This is a genomic window from Clostridium sp., assembly GCF_047777555.1.
Lineage (GTDB): Bacteria > Bacillota > Clostridia > Clostridiales > Clostridiaceae > Clostridium_H.
Window position 1 is genome coordinate 385,875 of the sequence record NZ_JBKEEV010000002.1, and the last position, 22,657, is coordinate 408,531.

The following is a 22,657-nucleotide window of genomic DNA, read 5'->3' on the forward strand; positions in this document are numbered from 1 at the left end:
GATAATTAACAACCATTTACTAAGTTGCCAATTATCCATTGTCAGTTGCTTTTCACTTGTATATTTTTTCTTACTTACTTTTATATTATTTCTTAACTAAGTTTTCCAACTTCTAAACCTTTAAGTTTATAAATTTTTAATCTAACTCTTATACAGCATTATGAACAAAGGATGCGATTCTGCTAATAGGAATATCTGTTACTGATCCAACATTCCTAAATCCACAACTAAATCTACCAGTTTGATCAGCTTGATCTCCGTCATAGTATCTTCTTGGTCTGCTGCAGCAGCTACCTAATGGACATCCTGGTGCTGGACCAATTTGAGTTAAAAGTCTTACAAAACAGCTGTTTACAGATAAAAGAACACCTGTAAAGCCTTGTCCTGATTCTCCTCCGCTAGTTGTAAATATAGTAACGGTTTCCCCTATATGATCTGATAAATGAGCTACAAAGTTTGTTCCATCCATACCTTGTCCCTCCTCCCGATATTGAAAATTTTTTCGTGTATATTTATACGATAGTGCTTTTAATAACTCAGCATCTAATTTTCATAAGTTATTTTATTTTTTCTGGACTAGCTGTCCTAGTATCATAATATGCCTTGTCCCCATTTTTGTTACAGTTTGTCCTTTTGTACTATAAAATTTTTCTTACCTATTCCAATGTATACATTACGAGGAGTTTATATTCAATAACTATATATTTTTTAGCAACGCTAAAAACCCCATGAAAAACATGGGGCTTTATTACCTAGACTATACAAAGTTCTATTACTTTATAGTAAAATTCTATTACTTTTTATATCTGATTAACTTTATTGTTAAGGAAGGGCAGTTAAACTTGACTTCTGCATCATCCACCATCATGCCAACTAAACTAAATTCCCCGTTCCGTTCATCTTCTCCAGCTAACTGCCAATAATACTCTTCTATTTCATTTTGTCTTTGAACACTTAGCAGTTCCTTAAGTCTTTCTACCTTTTCTTCAGAGCAATTTATATTATCTGAATGAGCTATTATTTCAAATCTGTCATCTTTATCTTCCACAGTTATATTCACTTTATCTGTAGCATGTAAAAAGCAAAACTCAATCAGTTCATCTACTATCTTAGAAACTTTTTTTATTTCATGTTTCATTTCCTTAGTCCCCTTTCTTAAAAGCGTCAATTAGAGGCACAATTAAAGCGGCTACTATTCCTCCCGAAAAACCATTATTATATAAATTAATTCCTCCGTGCAGCACTCCTACATTCATTACCACTGATAGGTGAATAAATCCTGTAATAATTCCAGCTGCCCATCCATATGCTCCTGCTATAGGTGCTAAAGTTGTTCCAAAAAGTCCTGCTATTATTACCATAGTAGAATCTATATGCCATATGTTTGTTAAACCTGATATAAAAACTCCAATTAAGATTGGTATAGAATTCTTAGGATGTTTCCCAAAAGCAGAAAATCCAACTACAGTTAATGTCGCTGCCGCCACTGGGCCATTCATAATTCCTCCAGATATTACTACGTATGTGACTGCTATTAATCCCATTATTCCCATATTAATATATGTTATACCATAATTCGTTAGCTGTGTAAAATCCGTAACCAATCTTCCTGGATATGTTAATACTTTTTTATATCCGTTGAAGCTCCTTCCATTTATAATATAGCCTAATATTATTAGTAGAATAAATGTAGTAATAAAAATTATTTTTAAAAGCATATCAAACTCGCTGGAGAGCACTTGCTGAGGTTCTATGATTAATCCAACTCCCCTTAATATTGATGTTATAACAGAGCCTAAAAGTCCTGCTGTAAATCCTGTATTGTATAGATTATATCCGTCATGTACCTTAACCATATGTGAAGATAGCGGTGTTATAACAAATCCTGCAATTATACCAAATATTATTCCTAGCGGAATTCCTATTTCAACTGGTACATGTAATCCAAATGCAACCTCACTAACCAGAGGTGCTAAAGTACTACCAAACATCACCACCAAGACTACATTCTTAAACTCTATTCCTTGATATTTACAATATAAGTATCCACCCAAGTATATAGGTATTACATTAAATATATTTTTACCTATAAATGAAAACCCCATAATAGTCAACGTTGTAGCTATTAGAGTTCCATTAACCTTTAGTTTTAATTTGTATAAAATGTATATGTTTACAAAAGCCAGAATAGCAGAATTCACAAATGCAGCTCCAACCCCTCCGACAGCTATATAATCTGTTAAAAGTATATCAGGAGCTATAATTATATTATACAGTCCATGAATAATATCTCTAGGTGTATCTAGTATAAGGGCCAATATACTCATGCATATAGGTAAAAAACTGAGTACTTTTAAATGCCCCTTTCTCCCTAAGTGTATCGCATCCTTTTCATTCAAAATCTTATCCAAATAAACTCCTCCATAACATAAGTTTTTATATACTATATTATATCATCTTATATACAGTTATTCTAGTTAATCCATAACTTGATTTATTCCAATATTTTCTACGAACTGATACAAATTTATGCTTTCTAACTTACACACATTTTCTCCTCAACAATATAATGATAATGTAACTAGTCTTAAAGAGGTGAATAACGTGTACCAAAATTTTATGCCATGTCCAGATCCAATGTATATGCCTTTTTCTAGAATGCCAATGCCAGAAATGGGAAATTTAATGTTGGCTCGTGCATATGTGCCTGATCAACCTTATATAGGATTATTGCCATTAAATGAAGCATTGGCTAAGGGAACTATCTTCCCTAACCTTGTGGTACCTTTCCCACATGAAAGATAATTAATAGGAGGACTTAGTATGGATGGAAAATTTAAAGATAATCTTTCTTCTCGTACAGAGCTGTTAAGACAAATTCAGCAGGTTGAATTTGCTCTTGTAGATCTAAACTTATATTTAGATAATCACCCAACAAATAAAAAAGCTATAGAGGATTTCAATGAATTTCAAGAGGAATATATGAAATTAAAGAAGGAATATGAAACTAGGTTCAGAATGTTTGCAAACTTCGGAAATTCTAAAGCAGATCCTTCCTGGTCTTGGGTAGATGAACCTTGGCCTTGGGAAAGAGGAGAATAACTTAGAAAGGAGAGCATATGCATGTGGGTTTATGAAAAGAAGTTACAACACCCTGTAAAAGTAACAGGTAAAGACCTTAGGATGGCTAAAATCCTAATGGCTCAGTATGGAGGCCCTGATTCAGAATTGTCAGCTGCATTAAGATACTTGAATCAGCGTTATACTATGCCAACAGGAAAAACTAAGGCATTACTTAATGATATAGGAACCGAGGAATTAGCTCATGTAGAAATGATAGCTACGATGATTTATCAATTGATAAAAAATGCAACACCTGAAGAATTGAAGGAAGCAGGCTTAGGCGGACACTATGCTCAACACGATCACGCATTGTTCCCTGTAGATGCTAACGGAGTGCCTTTCACTTCTGCTTACTTCCAAGCACTTGGAGATCCTATAACAGATTTGCATGAAGACATGGCAGCAGAACAAAAGGCTAAAGCGACTTATGAACATCTTATAGCCTTAACTGATGACCCTGGTCTTAAAGAGGCACTTAAGTTCCTATGGGCAAGAGAAATTGTTCATTATCAACGTTTTGGAGAAGCCCTACAGGACGTTTATGAAATATCCGGAAAGAAAAGATATTATTAAAATCTAAATTAAGCCCTGCTATAGTAATACAATTCATTTTTAAAGCTCATGGCATAATGCCATTATTGGTGCGGGGCTTTTCCTTCAAAAACAATAAGTATATGCTAATTGTTGTATTTTATAAATATAGATTATATTATAATACTATGAAAGGAATGAGCATCTAAATGTATAACCCTTATGAAATGTATTCATGTCCTTATTTTATGAATAGAGGAGATTATAGTCTAGACACAATGTACAATCCTTATGGGTTTTACCCATACTATGGCAATGTACCAATGTATAACTATTACAGGTCTAACCCTAATCCTAATCCAAACCCTAACCCTAACCTTAACCCCAACCCTAACAATGTTTCACTAAGAGATTATGGCCCAGAGCCATTTGTAATTAATATCAATGAAGTTACAAAACAAAACCCTACTTTTCGTACTGCTTTATGGACAGGAAAATACCTACAGGTTACATTAATGAGCATAAATGTGGGAGAAGATATAGGTTTAGAAATACATCCTGACACCGATCAATTCTTACGAGTTGAAGAAGGTGAAGGCATAGTTAAAATGGGTAAAGACCGAAATAACCTAAACTTTGAAAGAAGAGTTTCTGACGATTCTGCAATCTTAGTACCTGCTGGTATGTGGCACAATGTAATCAATACAGGTAATAAACCTCTTAAATTATATTCTATCTATGCACCACCACATCATCCACATGGCACAGTTCATTTGACTAAAGCTGATGCAGAAGCTGCTGAATAGTATTAAGATATTATATAAAAAGGAGATGATTTTTAGTCATTTCCTTTTTTAGAGTTCTTATTTGAACTTGACTTTTCTCCTGTATTACTTGATGGTTGCAGCAATTGCTTTTGAGCTCCTATAGTCAAAAGAATACCACCAACTCCAACAATAAAGTTTCCAAGCAAATTAATATCATTAACTGACATATCTTCAGCTAATGATATAGCAATAAGAGAAGAAAGTATGGCAAGTTCATCGGAACTCATGGAACTAAACTCTGACATTATTAAACCACCACCACGATGAATTTCTAATTGCATCAATTATTTAACTGATGAAACTATATTATATAATATGTTAGTCATATAAACTTTTATGTTATAAAAATAGACTTCTAAGGATAGAAAATAGTTCCATCCTTAAAAGTCTATTTCTTATTTTTCATCTAATATTTTATAATCTTATTGCTTGCTAGCAGCTATTTATAAACTGCTAAAGCTAACTCTCTTACTATTTTGCACGCCACAGCGTTTGAAACACCTGAAGGATCGTAGTGAGGTGAAAGCTCTACTACATCAAGTCCTACAACATTTAAGTCTTTCATTTTAAGTATAGCATCCATCATTTCATGGAAGCTTATACCGCCAGCTTCTGGAGTTCCTGTCCCTGGAAATACAGAAGGGTCTAAAACATCTAAATCTATTGTTATATAAACTGGGTTGCTTCCTATTTCTCTAATAGCATCATCCAATCCATCTGTATTGAATTTAGTCAACTTTACATGTTCTTTAGCCCATCTAAATTCATCTCCGTCACCAGACCTTATTCCAAAATGATACATCTTTCCATCGCCTACAAAATCCCATATCCTCTTTAGCACAGTAGCATGAGATAATCTCTCACCTTTAAATTCATCTCTAAGATCTGTATGAGCATCAAAATGAATTATGCGCAAATCCTTGTACTTTTCAAATACTGCTTCTACTGCTGGATATGAAACTAGGTGTTCTCCACCTATCATAAAAGGAATTTTGCCATCAGCAACTATGCCCTCAGTAAATTCCTTTATAGATTTTAACACCTTTTCTGTGTTTCCAAAGCCAAATTGCAAATCTCCAGCGTCAAACACCTTGATTTCTGTTAAGTCTCTATCAAGGTACGGACTATATGTTTCAAGTCCATAGGATTCACTTCTCATAACATCAGGGGCAAATCTTGTCCCAGGCCTAAAGGATGTTGTACCATCAAAGGGTGCTCCAAAAACAACTATCTTTGACTCGTCATATTCATTATCAAAGCCTAAAAAAGTGGATACGTGCTTATTTCTCTGCATTCTCCTCTAACATCTCCTTAACGTAATTTGGAAGTGCAAAAGCTCCTACATGCAGTTCCGTATTATAGTATTTAGTTTTAAGTCCTAAACTATTCCACTTTTCAGCATTAAAGTCCTTTATAGGATCTAAATTCTTTGAAGCAAATCCAAATATATAAAGAGATCCAGGATATGTAGGAATAATATATTGATAAGCCTTAGCTATAGGGAAGATATCTCTAATCTTGCTTTGAGCTCTCTTCATTTCCCTAGCAATACTTGGATAGTATGGGCTCTCATTTTGATTTATTAATATTCCATTTTCAGTAAGTGCCTTATAACAGTTTGTATAAAAGGCTCTTGTAAACAATCCTTCTCCTGGTCCAATTGGGTCTGTTGAATCTACTATTATTAAATCATATTCATTTTCTTTTCCTTCTACAAACTTAATTCCATCTTCGAAATATAGATTTACTCTTGGGTCATCTAGTTTACCTGCTGTAAATGGTAAATACTCTTTTGAAACCTTAACAACCATTTCATCTATTTCAACCATGTCTATCTTTTCTATAGTATTGTATCTAGTTAACTCTCTTACAGTTCCTCCATCTCCAGCTCCAATAACAAGAACCTTTTTAATCTCAGGATTAGTTGCCATAGGAACATGAGTTATCATCTCATGATATATAAATTCATCCTTTTGAGTTATCATTACAACACCATCTATTATGAGCATTTTACCAAACTCTTCTGTATCAAGAACATCTATTTTCTGAAAAGGGCTTTTTCCTGAATATAGATGTTTTTTTACCTTAGTTGAAAATCTAACGTTCTTTACAAGTTCTTCTGTATACCATAATTCCATAGCTAAAAAACCTCCTGATTCACAATAATTAATTTTATGTCTATGGACTATTAATATAATCCATGTATTTTATGTGTTTAAGTTAATATTAAAGTTATTATATTCCTAAAACCTTGATATACTCTACTTGGGGGTCTTCTGTATCTGTGAGCATACTGTGTTGAGATTTTATATATCTTATATATTCTATCATATCTTTGCTTATTCTTTCTCCTGGAGTAACTATAGGTATTCCTGGAGGATATGCCATTATAGACTCTCCACTTATCTCCCCTTCTGCCTCCTCAAGTTTTATAAGCTTTTTGCTTGCATAAAAGGCATCCCTTGGTGATACTATCACCTCAGGATTTTCTAAGTTTACACTTGCAAATTTCATCTTCCCGCCTCTATACTTTTTGCTCATGCTCTTCAATGCTTCTATAAGAGCTTTGATAGAAGCCTCGTCATCTCCCACGCTTACTATAGCCAGTACGTTAAATACATCTCCCAGTTCTACTTGAATGTTATATTCATCTCTTAATATATCATAAGCCTTAAACCCTGTTATTCCAAGACCAGATACGTTGATTCCAAGTTTAGTTTCATCAAAATCAAAGACCCCTTCGTTTCCTATAAGCTCTTTACCAAAGGCATACAATCCTTCAATCTTATTTATCTCTTCTCTTGCCATTCTTGTAAGCTTTAGTATTCTAGTAAATATTTCTTCTCCTCTAGTAGCTAATATCTTTCTTGCTATATCAAGACTAGTCATTAATAAATACGAGGCACTTGTGGTCTGAGTTAAATTTAGCATGGCTCTCACATGGTTTTTATCTACAAAGCCTTCATTTAAAAGTAGAACAGAGCTTTGAGTTAGGGATCCTCCTGTCTTATGAAGGCTTACTGCTGCCATATCCGCTCCAAGTTCCATAGCTCCACAGGGAAGTTCTTTATGAAAACCTAGATGTGCTCCATGTGCTTCATCTACCACAACAGCCATTCCATTTTTATGAGCTACTTTTATTATATCTTTAAGATTTAATGTAACTCCATAATATGTTGGATTAATCAAAAAAACTGCCTTTGCATCTGGATTTTTAGCTATTGCCTTCTCTACGCTTTCTACTGATACTCCCATGGCTATTCCTAATTTTTCGTCAGTCTCCGGCTGCACATAAACAGGCACTGCACCACTTAATATAAGTGAATTTATTGCAGATTTGTGAGCATTTCTTGGCATAATTATTTTTTCTCCTGGATTGCACACACTCATAACCATAGCCTGAACACCAGATGATGTTCCATTGACCAAAAGGAAAGCATGATTTGAGCGATATGCATCTGCCATGAGTTCCTCTGCTTCTTTAATTACACCGCTGGGACTTCCGATGTTGTCCAGCATCTCCATGGAATTTACGTCCACTTCCAAAACTTTAGTTCCAACAAACTCTGCAAGCTCTGGTATTCCTTTTCCATGTTTATGACCTGGCACATCAAAAGGTATTACTTGTTTTCTGTGATAATCTTTTACTGCATCAAATAACGGAGTTTTGTATTGATTATTCATCAGTCTAACCACCTTTTTACGGAAAATTAATCAATACTTTTAATTTCTCCAGTTATTTATTTTTTAATCTATTCTCTTTCCTCAGCTAATAATTGGCTAATCTTTTCTGGAGGTACTGGCTTACTAAAATAATACCCCTGCATTTCATCACAATTTTTTGATTTTAGAAAATTCATATGGGTTTCAGTTTCTACACCTTCTGCAATTACTTTTAAATTTAAACTCTTAGCCAGTTCTATAATTATATTTGCAATAGAACCATTATCCTCAGATGGTATACCCATGATAAAGCTTCTATCAATTTTTAATCTATCTATAGGAAACTCTCTTAAATAGCTTAAAGATGAATAGCCTGTACCAAAATCATCTATAGCTACCTGCACTCCTATTTCCTTTAACTCCGTTAGTATCTGAACAGCTTGTTCTATATTTTCCATAAGCATTCCTTCTGTTATCTCAATCTCTAGATAGTTTGGTGAAAGCCCTGTACATTTTAATATTCTCTTTATTGTGTTTGATAAATCCTTTTTGTTAAATTGAACAGCAGAAAGGTTTACAGATACTAGCAAGTCTTTATTTCCTTCCTCATGCCACTTTTTATTTTGCTCACAGGCTTCTTTAATAACCCATTCACTCATAGGTAGAATAATCCCTGTCTTTTCTGCTAAAGGAATAAATTTATCTGGATATACCAATCCTAATTTAGGATGCTCCCATCTTATTAGAGCTTCTACTCCTGTAATATTACCTGTTTTCATGCTAACCTGAGGCTGATAATGTAGTACAAACTCATTATTTTCTACAGCATGTTTAAGGTATGTTATCATCTCCAACATTTCATATGCATTTTCATTCATCTTTTTTGAGTAAATCTGATAATTATTTTTTCCATTTTTCTTAACATGATTTTGAGCTGATGTAGCATTCTTAATCAATATTTCTGGATTAGTTCCATCTAAAGGATATACTGTTATACCTATGCTGGCAGTTATAAAAATTTCTTTTCCTTGTACCATAAAAGGCTCAGAAAAAACTTTTAAGAGCTTATCAGCTGTATCTACAACTTGATCTATATTTAATATATTGTCTACTATAATAGCAAATTCGTCCCCTGTTATTCTAGATATGGCATTTACGTTTTTTATTTGCTCTCTTAACCTTTTAGATACTTCAACAAGAACTTCATCTCCAGACATATGTCCCATTGCTTCATTTATAAACCTAAAATCATCTAATCCTAAAGTCATTATCCCTATAAATATGTTCTTCTGCTTAGCCCTAGTTATATCATCTTCTAAAATTTCTATAAATGCTGACTTCTGAAGAAGTCCAGTAAGAGCATCATATCTTTTTAAATAGTTTATATTTTCCTGATCCTTTTTTCTTTCTCTGACTTCCTCTTCTAAAGCTTTGTTTTGTAAATATATTTTTTTAAAATTTTCATTTAATTGATTTTTCATATTCTCTATAGCTCTTGCTAATAATCCAATCTCATCTTCTCTATTTAGCGCTTCTTCAGAAATGCTTGTTCCATAGTTACCTTCTTCTATCTCTTTCACATAATTTAACAAAATTATAATAGATCTTTGTATTTTATTAGAAAATATAATCATAATCAATAATCCTAATAGATTAAATATAAATAAGATATATATAGAACCTGTAACTCTAAAAAACAATGTAGGAATAAGCAGTAGGATTACAGCTAATGATACTAGCTTTTTCCTTATACTTAATTTTAAAATATTATGTTTTTTATTCATGGTACACCTCATTTTTCCTACGACCTATCCTAATTATACCATAATAAATAACTTTTCTTTATACTTTTTGTTACATTTTTCTTATATATTACATACCTATATCATATTTCTATTAATTTCTTTCTTTTTTTTATATTTTCTACATTTTTCTGTAAATATACCTATATTATTTTTTTCCTCTTTTACCCTCTCCTCTGTCATATCTCCTCTTCCAAGCCTATCACATAAACATAGTAAAGCTATTTCATCTATGGATATCTCTGATATCATCTTTCCTATATCCGCAAAGGGTAAATCCTTAACAACAAATAGTGCCTGCATATGCCATCTTACAAGGGTAGTAACTTTTTTTATGAAGTTTTCATCATTAGTGAATTGGTGCAAAAATTCACTTGCCATTTTTGCACCAACTCTATCGTGATCATAAGATGTTATTCTTCCTTTTCTAACCTTAGTTGTAGGTCCTTTCCCTATATCATGCAGAAGAGCTGCCCACATAAATGCTCTTGGGCTTTCACTTAAGTTCTTTCTCTCAGATGCATTATCCACTACAAGCATAGTATGATTCCATACGCTTCCTTCTGGATGATACTTTGGTGATTGATCTATTTTTACCAAATCCTTTAGCATTTTAAAAGGATATTCATTAAATACTTCTTTTTCTACCATACTATTAAAATATTCAGAAGGCCTTTTATCTTTCATTAAATGTTCTTCAAATTCTTCATATATCTCAGTTTTATCTATCATATCAAGTCCTCCTTTGCTTTTAATAGTAGTATTCCTTTTGCACTAAAGTAATATTTATTTTATTAAAATAACTAAAGATACAACCAGCACAGTTCCAAAAATAAAGATGGAGTAGGTTATGCTGTTGAATATATTTCCCATAGTGTTAACCATATCTTTTACATTGTACAAGGACTCATCCATTGGAATTGTTTCTTTTTTATCTAACTTAAACTTTTCTTTCCTTATATTTTTCACTTTTAAAACAGCATTATCATATGCAACTTGAACTTTTCCTAAAGCCTTAAATCCATTTGCTATAAATGCTGCAGATTTTATAATGCTTTCATCTATTATCCTTAAAATCACTGAAGCCGCATTAAATACTTGCCTCATTACTGGTCTATATAAATCTCTTTCAAGGTTAAACCAATCAAGAGATATATTTTCATAAAACCACTCTTTTCCCATGCCTTTTCTTAAATATTTTCTTACAAAGCCTATATATACTAGCACTCCATAGAATATTGTTAGAATTGATGTCTTTACATTATGGAAAGAATAAAAATCCACTTTAGGAATTTCTTCAACATTAAAGGTTCCCATGGCTCCAGCAAGTACATTAATAATCTTATCAGGATTAAGTCCTATATATAAAATCATACCTGCAAGAATTATCATAGGTATCATTGCCTTAGTGGTTATCTTTCCCTTAACAGGTCTAAAATCATCTATGCTTTCTTCAACAAATACAGCTATAAAAATCTTTAAAAGATATGCAGTAGTAAAAGAACTGCTTAAAGTGAATATTACCTCTGCTAAAATAAATATATTTCCTCCATAAATATGATGTGCTTCAGATAAAGCCTCATGAATAAGATTTTTGCTTGCAAATCCATTAAATCCAGGCATGCCTATAATTGCACATAAGCCTATAAAAAATAGTACTTTTAAAACCTTTTTATTCCTTCCAAAGCCGCCTATTTCATTTATACTAAGTTCATGAAGAACCATGTAAATAGTTCCTGCTAACATGAACAATAAGACCTTAAATATAGCATGATTTATAATATGATATAAAGTTCCATATACCGCTATTGCCCTATGCTCCTTTAATATTCCCATAAGTCCTATTCCTACGAGAATATATCCTATTTGGCTCATACTGCTGTATGCAAGAATTCTCTTTATATTTCTTTGGAACATAGCTAAAAGTCCGCCTAAGAACATATTTACAAAGCCTAAAATCAGTATTACCACAGCTATAATAAAATCTCCACCCATTATTTCCGTGGTAATTATTATTCCAAATATACCTGTTTTTAGCAGTATACCTGATAATATGGCACTGGCTGGAGCTGGTGCTGCAGGGTGAGCCTTTGGAAGCCAGATATGAAGTGGTACCATACCAGCCTTAACTCCAAAACCTATAATAATAAGCGCAGATATAAGGTATTTTATATTTCCTAAACTTTGGGATGCGACTTGTAGTTCTTTTATATCCAAAGTTTTTGTGTAATTATACAATAGGAAAAGTCCCATAAGAAGGATTAAGCCTCCGCTAACTGCCATTACTATATAAGTGTCCCCAGCCTCATGTGAGTAATCATCTTCATCATGAATAACTAGCGCGTAAGATGTAAGGGACATAATTTCAAAGAAAGTAAACAGATTTAGAATATTCTCTGATATAAATATTCCAATAGTGCTCCATAAGGTAAGCATGAAAAACATATAATATCTATTTCTGTTTTTATAGCTTATAAGATATTGTGTAGAATAAATTGTAGTTAAGAACCATATTATAGATGTAAGCCATACAAAAATATATCGAAAAACATCCATTTTTAAGTGAAGCCCAATTCCCATAACATTAGGAACTGATACTTCTACTGCACCTATTTTCACATGTCTATATAAAAGCATAACTGCTATAAATGTTATTCCTGTCATTATAATGTTAAAAGTATCTCTATATCTTTCATTCTTTCTTCCTAAAATATATCCAACAAAAGAACCTATAAGAGGAAATATTATAATAAACCATAAAAGGTATTTTGCGTTCATTATCTCACACTCCTTTACATTACTTCCTCAGCAATTTCCTGTATAAAAGAAATCACTGGGTTCGGAAATAAACCTAGAATTACTACTATTGTAGTTATACAAACAATAGGAATTAGCATTTTTTTAGGAGATTCTTTTACTATAATCTCTTTATCATCTTCCTTTTTAAAGAAAGCCGCCGTAACCACAGGAAGAAGGTATAATGCTGTTAATACTGCACTTATAAGGAGTATAGCTGGAAATAGTATTTTCCCCGCCATAAGTCCTCCTTGGGCTAAGAACCACTTGCTTACAAAGCCGTTGCTTGGTGGAATTCCAATAAGGGATATTGCTGATATTGCAAAGCACCACATGGTAACTGGCATCCTTTTGCCTATGCCCTTTATTTCACTAATCTTAGTCTTTCCTGTGGTATACATGATTGCTCCCACTGAAAAGAATAAAACAATCTTTATAACTGCATGATTTATAAGATGAAGAATTCCTCCTACAAAGGCATCCTTATTTAAAAGTATAATTCCAAGAAGAATATATCCCAGCTGGCTTATGGTTGAATAAGCTAGTCTTTTTTTCAAGTTTTCTTGATATAGAGCTAAGAATGAGCCTAAAAGTATTGTTATAACAATTGGTATGCTCATATATACATTTGCTCTAGTCTCTCTTATCACTTCCGCTCCAAATATGAAATAGCTCATTCTAATAAGGGAAAAGGCACCTGACTTTACTACAGCTACTGCATGTAAGAGAGAACTTACTGGTGTTGGTGCTACCATAGCTGAAGGAAGCCATGAGTGAAATGGAACTAAGGCAGCCTTAACTCCAAATCCGATAAACATACTAATATAAATTCCTAACATTACTTTTGTATCATAAATTCCAGTTACAATCCCTCCTGGATTAAAGTCTAAAGTTTTAGTTATACTGAACAGTATCATCATCCCTAGAAGAACTAAAGTTGCTCCTCCAAAAGAATATATGAGATATTTTTTACCGCTATTAATAGCTTCCTTGCTTCCATTATGAATAACTAATGGAAAAGTAGCTAAGGTAAGGAGCTCATAAAATATATAAAGTGTAAACAGATTGCCTGAGAATCCTATTCCAAGGGTAATTCCAAGGGTTAAAATGAAGAATGAGAAAAACCTAGTTTCTTTTCCTTCGTGCTTCATATATTCCATAGAGTAAAATGTGGTAAATATCCATAATATTGATACTAGAATAGAAAACAATACACCTAGCTTGTCAATTTTAAAATATATATTTACAAATTCATTTAATTTCAGTATGTGTACATTCCCATATCCCACAAAATGAAACGCACACAAAGTCAATATAAAATTAAGAATAACTCCAAAGCCTACATAAACATTTCTTCCTCTTTCCTTAAACTTAGCTGTTGGAAGTATAATAGCAAGTAGCGTAGGAAAGAAAACTGGAAGTAAGATTAAGCTATTCATAAAAGTATCACTCCTATACTATACCAAGTTGAATTAAATCTATAAGTTTTCCTGAAACAATTCCCGTATATACCATTACCATCACTAAGGCTATAACTGGAAGCATCTCCTTTAGAGGTTTTCTCTTAGACTTATAGACTTTATCTTTTAAATTTTCTTCCCCGAAAAATCCATTTATCACAATAGGAAGATAGTATACAGCGTTTAAAAGGCTGCTTGTTAATATAACTCCTACTAATAGTAATTTATCCACTCTTATACTTGCTAAAGCTAAATACCATTTGCTAATAAACCCAGGAAGAATAGGAATTCCTATCATTGATAAGGCTCCAATTAGAAATAGTGATAAAGTCACAGGCATTTCTTTTCCTATTCCTTTAAAATGTTCTAATTCCTTATGACCAGTTTTTTCAATCATAGCTCCAACAGTTAAAAACAAAGCTGATTTTGTTACTGCATGGGCTATTATGTGAAAGATTGCTATTGCAACTCCAAATTCCGTACCAAGTCCTATTCCTAAAAATATATATCCCATTTGAGCTACACTAGAGTAAGCGATTATTCTTTTTATATTCTTCTGAAATATAGCAAACACAGAACCCATTATCATTCCCATACTTCCAAGAACCAGTATTATACTCAATATTGGAAAATTGCTTATTATCTCTATTCCAAAAGCTCTATATAGTACCTTGATTAGAAGAAGCACAAAAGCTTTCAAAACTAAGGATGATAATATAGCACTAGATGAAGTTGGAGCACTTGAATGTGCATCTGGAAGCCATGTATGAAGAGGGAATATAGCACTTTTTACACCAAGACCTACAGTGAAAAGTCCAAGGCTTATTAGTATTAGGTTTGGATAATCTTTATAATTGCTTATTAGCACTTTATGAATATAAGAAATATTTAAGTGCCCTGTTATGGAATATAGAAAAGCAATACCCATGAGTACAAGTCCTGAACCAAGACAGCTTGTAATCAAATATTTTAAAGTAGCTTTTATGTTTTCCTTTTTATCCTTTACCACAATGATTCCACAGGAAGCTAAAGTTGCTACTTCTACAAATACAAAGCTGTTAAATAAATCGTTGGTGTATACAACTCCAAGCAGCGAACCGATCAAAATATTAATAAGCATATAGTATAGAGGTATTCTGTTTTCTTTTATTTCCTTATCTATGCTGTAAACTGAATACCATATAATCATTAGAGATACAAAAGTGAACAAAACTCCCATGATTACTTCTACATTTCCTATATAAAATTCAATTCCTATAGGTGCATCGAAATGTCCTATCTTATAGAAAAACTTGCCTTTTTCAATAACATATATAAATACTGCTAATGACAGAAGGAAACATAGTCCCATAGACATAATACTTATAGTTTTCACAACTTTATTTTTCTTTATAATCGGCATTATAAAAGAAGTAACAAATAAAACCAGAACAACTAAAAGCGGAAAACTCTTAACAATCAATATTTACTCCTCCCTCATTTTCATAATTTCATCTAACTCTATAGTCCCATACTTTTCATTTAGTTTTATAGTAAGAGCTAATGCAAATGCCGTTGTGCTGACAGCTACAACAATTCCTGTAAGCATTAGAGATGTTGGAATAGGATTAATATATCCCTGTACTCCTTTAAACTCCCCAATTATTATAGGAGCTTCCCTTCCATCTATGTAGCCCTTTGCTATAAAGAATAAGAAGACTGCCGTGTCCATAATATTCATTCCTATAATTTTTTTAATTAAGTTATTATGAAGTAAAAGTGTAGCAAAACCTATGCAAAATAGAATAATAGCACCTGATTCATAATAATTTTTTATTAATACTTCCATCTATATTTCTCCCTCATCAAATAAACTGTAAAAAAAGTATATTGTTATAGAAACGATAGCTCCTACTAATATATTAAGAGGTAATATAAATCCTCCACTTAATATCTTTCCTGGAGTTCCTAAAGGGGGCTGTGAAAAATTTAGTTCGCTTCCTCCAGATATAAAGCTGTATCCCTTCAAAACACCATATAAAATTACAGATAAACAGAGAATTTTTATTAAAACTTTATAGCTTAGTTTTTCTTTAATATTTTCTCTGCCGTAGACAATTCTAAGGAGAATAAAGCTAACTCCAATAATTGTACCTCCAGCAAATCCTCCTCCAGGACTTAGATGTCCATGAAATATAACATAACACCCAAAAATCTGTATAAAAGGGATAACTATCTTGCTTACTTCTCTTAAAATCGTATCTTTCATGGTTATCCTCCTACTTTTCTTTTAAAAGAATTATTACAATTACAGCTGAAGTAAATAAAACGCTGGACTCTACAAAAGTATCAAAAGCACGATAATCTAATATAATTCCTGAAACGATGTTAGTAGCTCCAGTGTCTTTAACAGAGTTTTCTACATAATATTCATATACCTCATTGTTTGCGGGATTTTTTGCTTCTCCAAAGGTAGGTAAGTCTATGACTCCTAGAAGCAAAATAAAACTTAATGTTACCGTAATTATAAAAGCAAATATCTTTTTCATCTCTTTGCTCCTTTAATTCTTTTTAGTGTAAGTATAAACAAGAGTGTTGTAATTCCTGCCCCTACAGCAGCTTCTGTAATGGCTACATCTGGTGCATTAAGCTGCTGCCATAAAATAGCCATGATTAGGCTGTAAACCGTAAAAACAATTATGGCACCTAACAAATTTTTAACCACAGATACGGATACAGCAGAAATTATTAAAAATCCAATCATAATCACGCTAAATATCTTCATAATTATTCACCTCTTCATCATATCTAGCCTTGGCAATCAAATGTGTGGCTGTAGGGTTAGTAATCCATATAAATAGTAAAATAAGTATTAACTTTAAGCTCACTACATTAAATCCGTTAAATATTATTAAACCAAGTAAAGACAGCATAGCTCCTAAGGTATCGCATTTAGCTGCTCCATGTGCTCTTGTAAGCATATCTGGGAATCTTAAAAGTCCAATGGTTCCTACCATGAAAAAGAAAAGCCCTCCAGATAAGAAAATACTTGATAAAACTATTCTCATGCTTTCTTACCTCCCCATCTTCCTATAAATTTAGATATAACTATAGAGGCAACAAAGCTGATTAGAGCATATACCAGTGCCGCATCTACAAAGTAAGTTTCTTTTAATACAAATGATGCTATTAGAATTAGTATAATAGTCTTAGTTCCAATAACATTTATAGCCACCAATCTGTCTGCAGCAGTAGGTCCTTTAACAGCTCTAAATATACACATAAATATAGTTATTGATAGAAACAAACTAGAGAATATCAATATCTTGTTCATTTGCACCCCTCTGCTTTCAATAAAATTTGTTCAAACTTTGAGTTTACTAATCCTTCTATATAATCTTTCTCTAAACAATGTATAGTTAAAATATCCTTTTCCATAGAAACTGTGATTGTTCCTGGAGTTAGGGTAATAGAATTTGCAAGTATGGTTTTATAAAAATCTGATTTTAATTTTGTTTTAATAGATACAACTGTAGGGGATATATCCATGCTTGGACTTAGAACCTTCTTAGCAACCTGAAGATTGGCAATCACTATTTCTTTCAATAAAACAAGCACATATATAATTGCATACTTAATCTTGTGAATAAAAACTTTGTGTTTGCTTCTATATTCTCCAGAAAATCTAGCGTTCATCCATGCTATGCTTCCACAAATGAAAATTCCTATGATAATAGTTTGTAAATCTTTACTTTCTGATAGTATTATCCAATATAAAACATAAAGCAAAATAACCTTATAAGTCATTTTTAATACCTCCTTTACCGGTTACATTAAACTTATGAAGCAATTTTCATGCCAACCTTATGAGTTAAAATTATTTTTTTCTATAATCCTTGATTTTACTAGCTTTATGGTTATCGTTTTCAATACAAAAAATTAAGAGAAGTTACATATTTTTGTAACTCCCCTTAATTTGTTTCATTTTGAAACATAATATAAAATTTTCACGAATTTCGTGTTTCGTTTTGATACATATGTTTCATAACGAAACATGTTGCTAATTTATATCTCTTCTATGCCATATTTTTTCATCTTTCTATACATAGTAGTCCTTCCTATGCCTAAAACTTTGGCTGCTGCTGCAATATTGCCTCTACAATTCTTTATGGTCTTAGTTATATAAATTTTTTCTATCTCATCCAAAGTAAGCAATTCTCCTTTTTCTCCCGTACCTTCCGATATTTCTATGGACTTAATATATGAAGGCAAATCCTTACTGGTCAATGTAGAATTATCATCTGCCATATTTATAACCCTCTGCATGACATTTTGAAGTTCTCTAACATTACCAGGCCAATTGTAAGCAATCATAGCTTTGTAAAAGCTTTCTCCTATGCCTGTGATGTTTTTTCCTGTCAAATTAGAAAACTTATCTTTGAAATAATCTATAAATATTTTTATATCTTCTTTTCTTTCTCTTAAAGGAGGAATATATATAGGCATAACATTTATTCTGTAGAACAAGTCCCTTCTGAAATTGCCAAGCTCTACTTCTTTTTTCAGATCCTTATTGGTGGCAGCAATCACCCTAACATCTATAGGTATGACATCATGTCCTCCCACTCTAACTATCTTTTTATCTTCAAGAACTCTTAAAAGACTTACCTGAGCATCTAGGGGCATATCTCCTATCTCATCTAAGAATATAGTTCCTCCATCGGCAAGTTCAAACTTTCCAGGATGCCCTCCTCTTTTAGCTCCTGTAAAAGCTCCTTCTATATATCCAAAGAGTTCGCTTGAAACCAATTCTCTTGGAATTGCTCCACAATTTAAAAATACAAAAGGATAATCTCTTCTATCACTTTCATTGTGAATAGCCTGAGCAAACATCTCTTTTCCTGTACCGCTTTCTCCTTGAAGAAGTATTGTGCTGTTAGTTTTAGCTGAAATAGAAGCAAGTTCTATGGTGCTTATCATAGCTTCACTTTTACCAAGTATATCTCCAAAGGTAAACTTAGCATTTGCTCCAACTATTTTATTAATCAGACTATGTACTACCTTTATTTCCCTAAAGGTAATAACCATTCCTCCAGAAGTATCACTCCTTGACTTAATAGGTGTTATATTAGCAATACAAGCTCTTTTTCTTCCTGTACGAGTTTTAAAATAAACCTCTTCTTCTTCATATTTTTTGCCGTTTATAATTCCTTTTGCAATATCCCTTCTATTACTTCTATCCAATATAACTCTAAAATTTTTCCCTATTATATCTTTTTCATTATAGGATAAAAGCTTACGAGCAAATCTATTTATACTCATAATGGTACCCTTATTGTCCACTCTGATTATACCTTCAGAAATAGATTCAGTTATCTGATAAAATCTTTCATTTATAGCTTTAAGTTCATTAGTATATTCAGCTAGTTCTAATTCTTTCTCTATAGCTTCTGCCGCGGCTACTACCATTCCTAAGGTATGAGGATGTACTAATTCACAATTTCCTGTTATGCTTAATACTCCTAATATAGTTCCATTTTTATTTTTTATAGGACATGCCGAAGAAGTTAGTCTATGATACTGTCTTATATAATGTTCTCCTCCTACAACCTGTATAGGTTCTCCAGTAAGAAGAGCTAATCCTATGGCATTAGTCCCTATAACTTCCTCCCTTATGTTATAGCCATTGCATAGTCCTAGAGAATAATAGATATTGATTAGTCTTTCATCCCCTATATGCTCTAGAACATATCCATCTCTATCTGTAAGCCTAATTATAAAATCTGTATCCTTAACGATTTTATAAATACTCTCCATAAATGGTTTGGCTGTGTCTAGTAAAGTGTCAAATTGTCTATATCTTTTTTTTAATTTTTCATCATCTAATCTTATTGAAAAATCCTTCATAAATGGATCAATATTATATTCTCTGCTCCTTATCCATGACTCGGCAATAACGTCACGAATTCCTTCTTTTTCTAATACTCCACTTGTAACAAACTTTTCCCACTTATCTATCACTTCTTCATTGTTATCCAGCAGTCTATTAATCGTCAAGAGCACCCCTCCAACTGACGTATCTCTCCATACATATCTCTTATTTTATCGTTTATATATAGCTCTTAAAGCTCCTTATCTTAATAGGTATTATATCACAAGTTAAACACTTTAGGCTGGAATATGTTTTCATATAAAAAAATTGAATTTATTTTACTCTACTGCTTTATCAATTAATTGGATATATTCTTTTATATTTTCATCATAGTTTATTCCTTCATACCATGGCTTATCCTCAGATGGTTCACAAGAAAAGTATCTAGCTTTTAGTATAAGCTCTGGTCTGTATTCATAATGCATAATATCAAAGTGTCCCCACTTTCCTCCCCAGATAAAGTTATTCCTCTCCATAATCTCAACAATTTCTTTAGGGTAGCTATCAAGCCTTTTCTGCCCTTGTTCCCTGTTTGCCCATTTCCAATAGTCCCATTTGCTGGTTGCAAAGTCTATAGCTATTCCAAAGGAATGGACGCTTAACTGATTTGTACCGCTAATAAGCCTATAATTGAAAGTTCCCATGGTAGGAAAAACATAGCTGTACGCACCCTTATTCCTTTGTGTAAGACTTACAATTTCCCTCATAGCGCTTTCTAAGGATTGTGATGCCTTGTTATTCCCATTAAATGTAGAGTATCCATATCCAGCTCTCGTCCTCGCAAGGTTCTTTTCCACTTGCTGCTTTGAATTTCCATATACCTCCTTAAACAATGGATATACCCTTATACGCCCAGGATCAAAATTTTCTTCCATAAGTTTTCCATCATTAGAAAGAGGATAAACTTGTTCAAGCATATCTTGTAAATCCGGATTATCTAATTTTTCATTAAAGCTTTTTTCCTTCTTGTCGTCATAAATAATGCGTTTTCCTGACTTTGTTACTATATAAACATTGTTATCATTTCCTTTTTCTATATTTGAAATAAAATCAGGATAAGCCATCATAAGACATAATAAATCTCTTTTCATAGTGATGTTATATTTATACTCATCTATACCTTCATTTTCTTTTAGATTACATGCCCCAGCACAATTAGCGTTTAACATTAAAAAAGATAAAAATATAATTAATTTTTTAATAAATTTAGTTTTCATTTCATCACCTAACTTATTATGTTATTTATAATTATCTTTAAATCACATGCTATCAGCAATTTTTAAAAATAGTATGTACAAATCTTTAATCTTTTAGTAAAACTATTTAGAAAAAAATAATCTCTACATATGAACTACATAGAGATTTATCTGCCTATATTTTTAATTTATTACTTATACCTTCATATAGATAATCCAAATATTCTGTATCTACCCCTTCTTTTTTTAGCAACTCTATTCTTTCCTTTGCCTTTTCTAAAGCGTCCTTCCCTTCATTAAAATCTCTCTGTTTTATACAGCTGCTTGTATATTGCAGCAAATAATCAACTTTTAACACTACTTCTGCTAAATCTTCTCTATTATCATTTACCAAATCAACTAATAAAGAATATATCTTAGGGGAAGTTTTTGATTTAGATGATCTTAAAAGTTCATTGTTTTTCGTTGTTTTCTTTGCCATGCCAACACCTCTTTATATATGTTTTTAACATTTCCCACTTATTTTATTATAAACTATAATCATATGTTTATTATCCTATATAACTTACAGTTTTATGATATAATCTATTAGGGTGATTTAAATGCAAATATTAAAAAATGATTGGGAAAACTTATTAGAAGAGGAGTTTAAAAAAGATTACTATTTAAGACTTAGAAAATTTTTGATAAATGAGTATAGAACAAAAACCATATATCCAAATATGTATGACATATTTAACGCTCTTCACTATACAGCCTATAAGGATGTAAAAGTCGTTATACTAGGTCAGGACCCATACCATGGTCCTAATCAAGCTCACGGTTTAAGCTTTTCTGTAAAGCCTGGAGTTCCTGCACCTCCTTCTCTTATGAACATTTATAAGGAGCTTCATGATGATTTAGGCTGCTATATACCTAATAATGGATATTTAAAAAAATGGACTGATCAAGGGGTTATGCTTCTAAACACTGTGCTGACCGTTAGAGCAGGTGAAGCAAACTCTCATAAAGATATGGGCTGGGAGCACTTTACCGACAAAGTAATTAGCCTTTTAAATGAAAGGGAGGACCCTATAGTTTTTATATTGTGGGGTAAAAATGCTCAATCAAAACTGAGCATAATAAACAATCCAAAACACTTTATAATAAAATCTGTCCATCCAAGTCCTCTATCTGCAAGCAGAGGTTTCTTTGGAAGCAAGCCTTTCTCTAGGGCAAATAACTTCCTTGTTTCCATAGGTAAAGAGCCTATAGATTGGCAAATTGAAAATATATAAAAATGTTCTGCTAAAATATTAATATAACTTTTTTCAAAAAATAAGTTAAGCACGGCATAAGCCGTGCTTTT

The 22,657-nt window shown here is 32.3% G+C and carries 27 protein-coding genes; 5 read left to right on the plus strand and 22 right to left on the minus strand.

Translation table 11 applies throughout. The annotated features are described in order from the left end of the window. Positions 1 to 148: 148 nt before the first annotated feature. The 3 genes from ACFWTK_RS05105 to ACFWTK_RS05115 form a co-directional block, all read right to left on the minus strand. A complete protein-coding gene (locus ACFWTK_RS05105) occupies positions 149 to 469 on the minus strand; it encodes a hypothetical protein (protein ID WP_415875013.1) in 321 nt (106 codons plus the stop codon). A gap of 324 nt (positions 470 to 793) precedes the next feature. Then, on the minus strand, positions 794 to 1,138 hold the full coding sequence (locus tag ACFWTK_RS05110; protein WP_415875015.1) for a hypothetical protein: 345 nt from the start codon (positions 1,136 to 1,138) through the stop codon (positions 794 to 796). A gap of 4 nt (positions 1,139 to 1,142) precedes the next feature. Next, positions 1,143 to 2,411 carry a DUF1576 domain-containing protein gene (locus ACFWTK_RS05115; RefSeq protein ID WP_415875016.1) on the minus strand — a complete coding sequence of 423 codons (1,269 nt, stop codon included), beginning with the start codon at positions 2,409 to 2,411 and terminating at the stop codon, positions 1,143 to 1,145. A 193-nt stretch (positions 2,412 to 2,604) separates the two neighbouring features. On the opposite strand from ACFWTK_RS05115, the gene ACFWTK_RS05120 reads away from it, so the two are divergent. From ACFWTK_RS05120 to ACFWTK_RS05135, 4 genes are all read left to right on the plus strand, one after another. Continuing rightward, positions 2,605 to 2,805, plus strand: coding sequence for a spore coat associated protein CotJA (locus ACFWTK_RS05120; RefSeq protein ID WP_415875017.1), 201 nt, complete (start codon positions 2,605 to 2,607; stop codon positions 2,803 to 2,805). A gap of 18 nt (positions 2,806 to 2,823) precedes the next feature. Continuing rightward, positions 2,824 to 3,102, plus strand: coding sequence for a spore coat protein CotJB (locus ACFWTK_RS05125; RefSeq protein ID WP_415875018.1), 279 nt, complete (start codon positions 2,824 to 2,826; stop codon positions 3,100 to 3,102). Between the two features lie 21 nt (positions 3,103 to 3,123). Next, positions 3,124 to 3,696, plus strand: coding sequence for a manganese catalase family protein (locus ACFWTK_RS05130; RefSeq protein ID WP_415875019.1), 573 nt, complete (start codon positions 3,124 to 3,126; stop codon positions 3,694 to 3,696). A gap of 167 nt (positions 3,697 to 3,863) precedes the next feature. Then, entirely contained in the window at positions 3,864 to 4,460 is a 597-nt protein-coding gene (locus ACFWTK_RS05135; protein ID WP_415875020.1) for a cupin domain-containing protein, read from the plus strand. A 32-nt stretch (positions 4,461 to 4,492) separates the two neighbouring features. Here ACFWTK_RS05135 and ACFWTK_RS05140 read toward each other — a convergent pair whose 3' ends face one another. From ACFWTK_RS05140 to ACFWTK_RS05230, 19 genes are all read right to left on the minus strand, one after another. Continuing rightward, entirely contained in the window at positions 4,493 to 4,726 is a 234-nt protein-coding gene (locus tag ACFWTK_RS05140) for a hypothetical protein (RefSeq protein ID WP_415875021.1), read from the minus strand. 194 nt (positions 4,727 to 4,920) lie between these two features. Beyond that, positions 4,921 to 5,775: an agmatinase gene (speB, locus tag ACFWTK_RS05145; RefSeq protein WP_415875022.1), complete on the minus strand. Its 855-nt coding sequence runs from the start codon at positions 5,773 to 5,775 to the stop codon at positions 4,921 to 4,923. Next, positions 5,762 to 6,619 carry a polyamine aminopropyltransferase gene (gene speE, locus ACFWTK_RS05150; protein WP_415875023.1) on the minus strand — a complete coding sequence of 286 codons (858 nt, stop codon included), beginning with the start codon at positions 6,617 to 6,619 and terminating at the stop codon, positions 5,762 to 5,764. Before speE ends, speB begins: the two co-directional genes overlap by 14 nt. A gap of 97 nt (positions 6,620 to 6,716) precedes the next feature. After that, positions 6,717 to 8,165 (minus strand): aminotransferase class I/II-fold pyridoxal phosphate-dependent enzyme, encoded by a 1,449-nt coding sequence (locus tag ACFWTK_RS05155; protein ID WP_415875024.1) that lies wholly within the window; start codon positions 8,163 to 8,165, stop codon positions 6,717 to 6,719. A gap of 68 nt (positions 8,166 to 8,233) precedes the next feature. Further along, complete coding sequence (locus ACFWTK_RS05160; RefSeq protein WP_415875025.1) at positions 8,234 to 9,928, minus strand: EAL domain-containing protein; 1,695 nt, start codon at positions 9,926 to 9,928, stop codon at positions 8,234 to 8,236. Positions 9,929 to 10,024: 96 nt separating this feature from the next. Next, a complete protein-coding gene (locus ACFWTK_RS05165; RefSeq protein WP_415875026.1) occupies positions 10,025 to 10,678 on the minus strand; it encodes an HDIG domain-containing metalloprotein in 654 nt (217 codons plus the stop codon). 54 nt (positions 10,679 to 10,732) lie between these two features. Then, the gene (locus ACFWTK_RS05170; RefSeq protein WP_415875027.1) at positions 10,733 to 12,724 is read right to left on the minus strand and encodes a complex I subunit 5 family protein; all 1,992 of its coding nucleotides are present in this window, start codon (positions 12,722 to 12,724) and stop codon (positions 10,733 to 10,735) included. A 14-nt stretch (positions 12,725 to 12,738) separates the two neighbouring features. Next, positions 12,739 to 14,181, minus strand: a complete 1,443-nt coding sequence (locus ACFWTK_RS05175; RefSeq protein WP_415875028.1) for a complex I subunit 5 family protein — start codon at positions 14,179 to 14,181, stop codon at positions 12,739 to 12,741. Between the two features lie 13 nt (positions 14,182 to 14,194). After that, entirely contained in the window at positions 14,195 to 15,664 is a 1,470-nt protein-coding gene (locus ACFWTK_RS05180) for a complex I subunit 5 family protein (RefSeq protein ID WP_415875029.1), read from the minus strand. A 3-nt stretch (positions 15,665 to 15,667) separates the two neighbouring features. Further along, entirely contained in the window at positions 15,668 to 16,030 is a 363-nt protein-coding gene (locus ACFWTK_RS05185; RefSeq protein ID WP_415875030.1) for a sodium:proton antiporter, read from the minus strand. After that, the gene (locus tag ACFWTK_RS05190; protein ID WP_415875031.1) at positions 16,031 to 16,450 is read right to left on the minus strand and encodes an MnhB domain-containing protein; all 420 of its coding nucleotides are present in this window, start codon (positions 16,448 to 16,450) and stop codon (positions 16,031 to 16,033) included. A gap of 10 nt (positions 16,451 to 16,460) precedes the next feature. Further along, on the minus strand, positions 16,461 to 16,730 hold the full coding sequence (mbhE, locus tag ACFWTK_RS05195) for a hydrogen gas-evolving membrane-bound hydrogenase subunit E (protein WP_415875032.1): 270 nt from the start codon (positions 16,728 to 16,730) through the stop codon (positions 16,461 to 16,463). Further along, positions 16,727 to 16,966, minus strand: coding sequence for a hydrogenase subunit MbhD domain-containing protein (locus ACFWTK_RS05200; protein WP_415875033.1), 240 nt, complete (start codon positions 16,964 to 16,966; stop codon positions 16,727 to 16,729). Before ACFWTK_RS05200 ends, mbhE begins: the two co-directional genes overlap by 4 nt. Further along, positions 16,953 to 17,249: a monovalent cation/H(+) antiporter subunit G gene (mnhG, locus tag ACFWTK_RS05205; protein ID WP_415875034.1), complete on the minus strand. Its 297-nt coding sequence runs from the start codon at positions 17,247 to 17,249 to the stop codon at positions 16,953 to 16,955. The genes ACFWTK_RS05200 and mnhG overlap by 14 nt, the downstream gene beginning before the upstream one ends. Then, positions 17,246 to 17,515 (minus strand): monovalent cation/H+ antiporter complex subunit F, encoded by a 270-nt coding sequence (locus ACFWTK_RS05210; protein ID WP_415875035.1) that lies wholly within the window; start codon positions 17,513 to 17,515, stop codon positions 17,246 to 17,248. Before ACFWTK_RS05210 ends, mnhG begins: the two co-directional genes overlap by 4 nt. Further along, entirely contained in the window at positions 17,512 to 17,988 is a 477-nt protein-coding gene (locus ACFWTK_RS05215; RefSeq protein ID WP_415875036.1) for a Na+/H+ antiporter subunit E, read from the minus strand. The genes ACFWTK_RS05210 and ACFWTK_RS05215 overlap by 4 nt, the downstream gene beginning before the upstream one ends. A gap of 258 nt (positions 17,989 to 18,246) precedes the next feature. Continuing rightward, positions 18,247 to 20,238: a sigma-54-dependent Fis family transcriptional regulator gene (locus tag ACFWTK_RS05220; protein WP_415875037.1), complete on the minus strand. Its 1,992-nt coding sequence runs from the start codon at positions 20,236 to 20,238 to the stop codon at positions 18,247 to 18,249. A gap of 153 nt (positions 20,239 to 20,391) precedes the next feature. Continuing rightward, a complete protein-coding gene (locus ACFWTK_RS05225) occupies positions 20,392 to 21,282 on the minus strand; it encodes a M15 family metallopeptidase (RefSeq protein WP_415875038.1) in 891 nt (296 codons plus the stop codon). 202 nt (positions 21,283 to 21,484) lie between these two features. After that, the gene (locus tag ACFWTK_RS05230) at positions 21,485 to 21,790 is read right to left on the minus strand and encodes a hypothetical protein (protein WP_415875039.1); all 306 of its coding nucleotides are present in this window, start codon (positions 21,788 to 21,790) and stop codon (positions 21,485 to 21,487) included. Positions 21,791 to 21,911: 121 nt separating this feature from the next. On the opposite strand from ACFWTK_RS05230, the gene ACFWTK_RS05235 reads away from it, so the two are divergent. After that, entirely contained in the window at positions 21,912 to 22,586 is a 675-nt protein-coding gene (locus tag ACFWTK_RS05235) for a uracil-DNA glycosylase (RefSeq protein ID WP_415875040.1), read from the plus strand. The last annotated feature ends 71 nt before the right edge of the window (positions 22,587 to 22,657 follow it).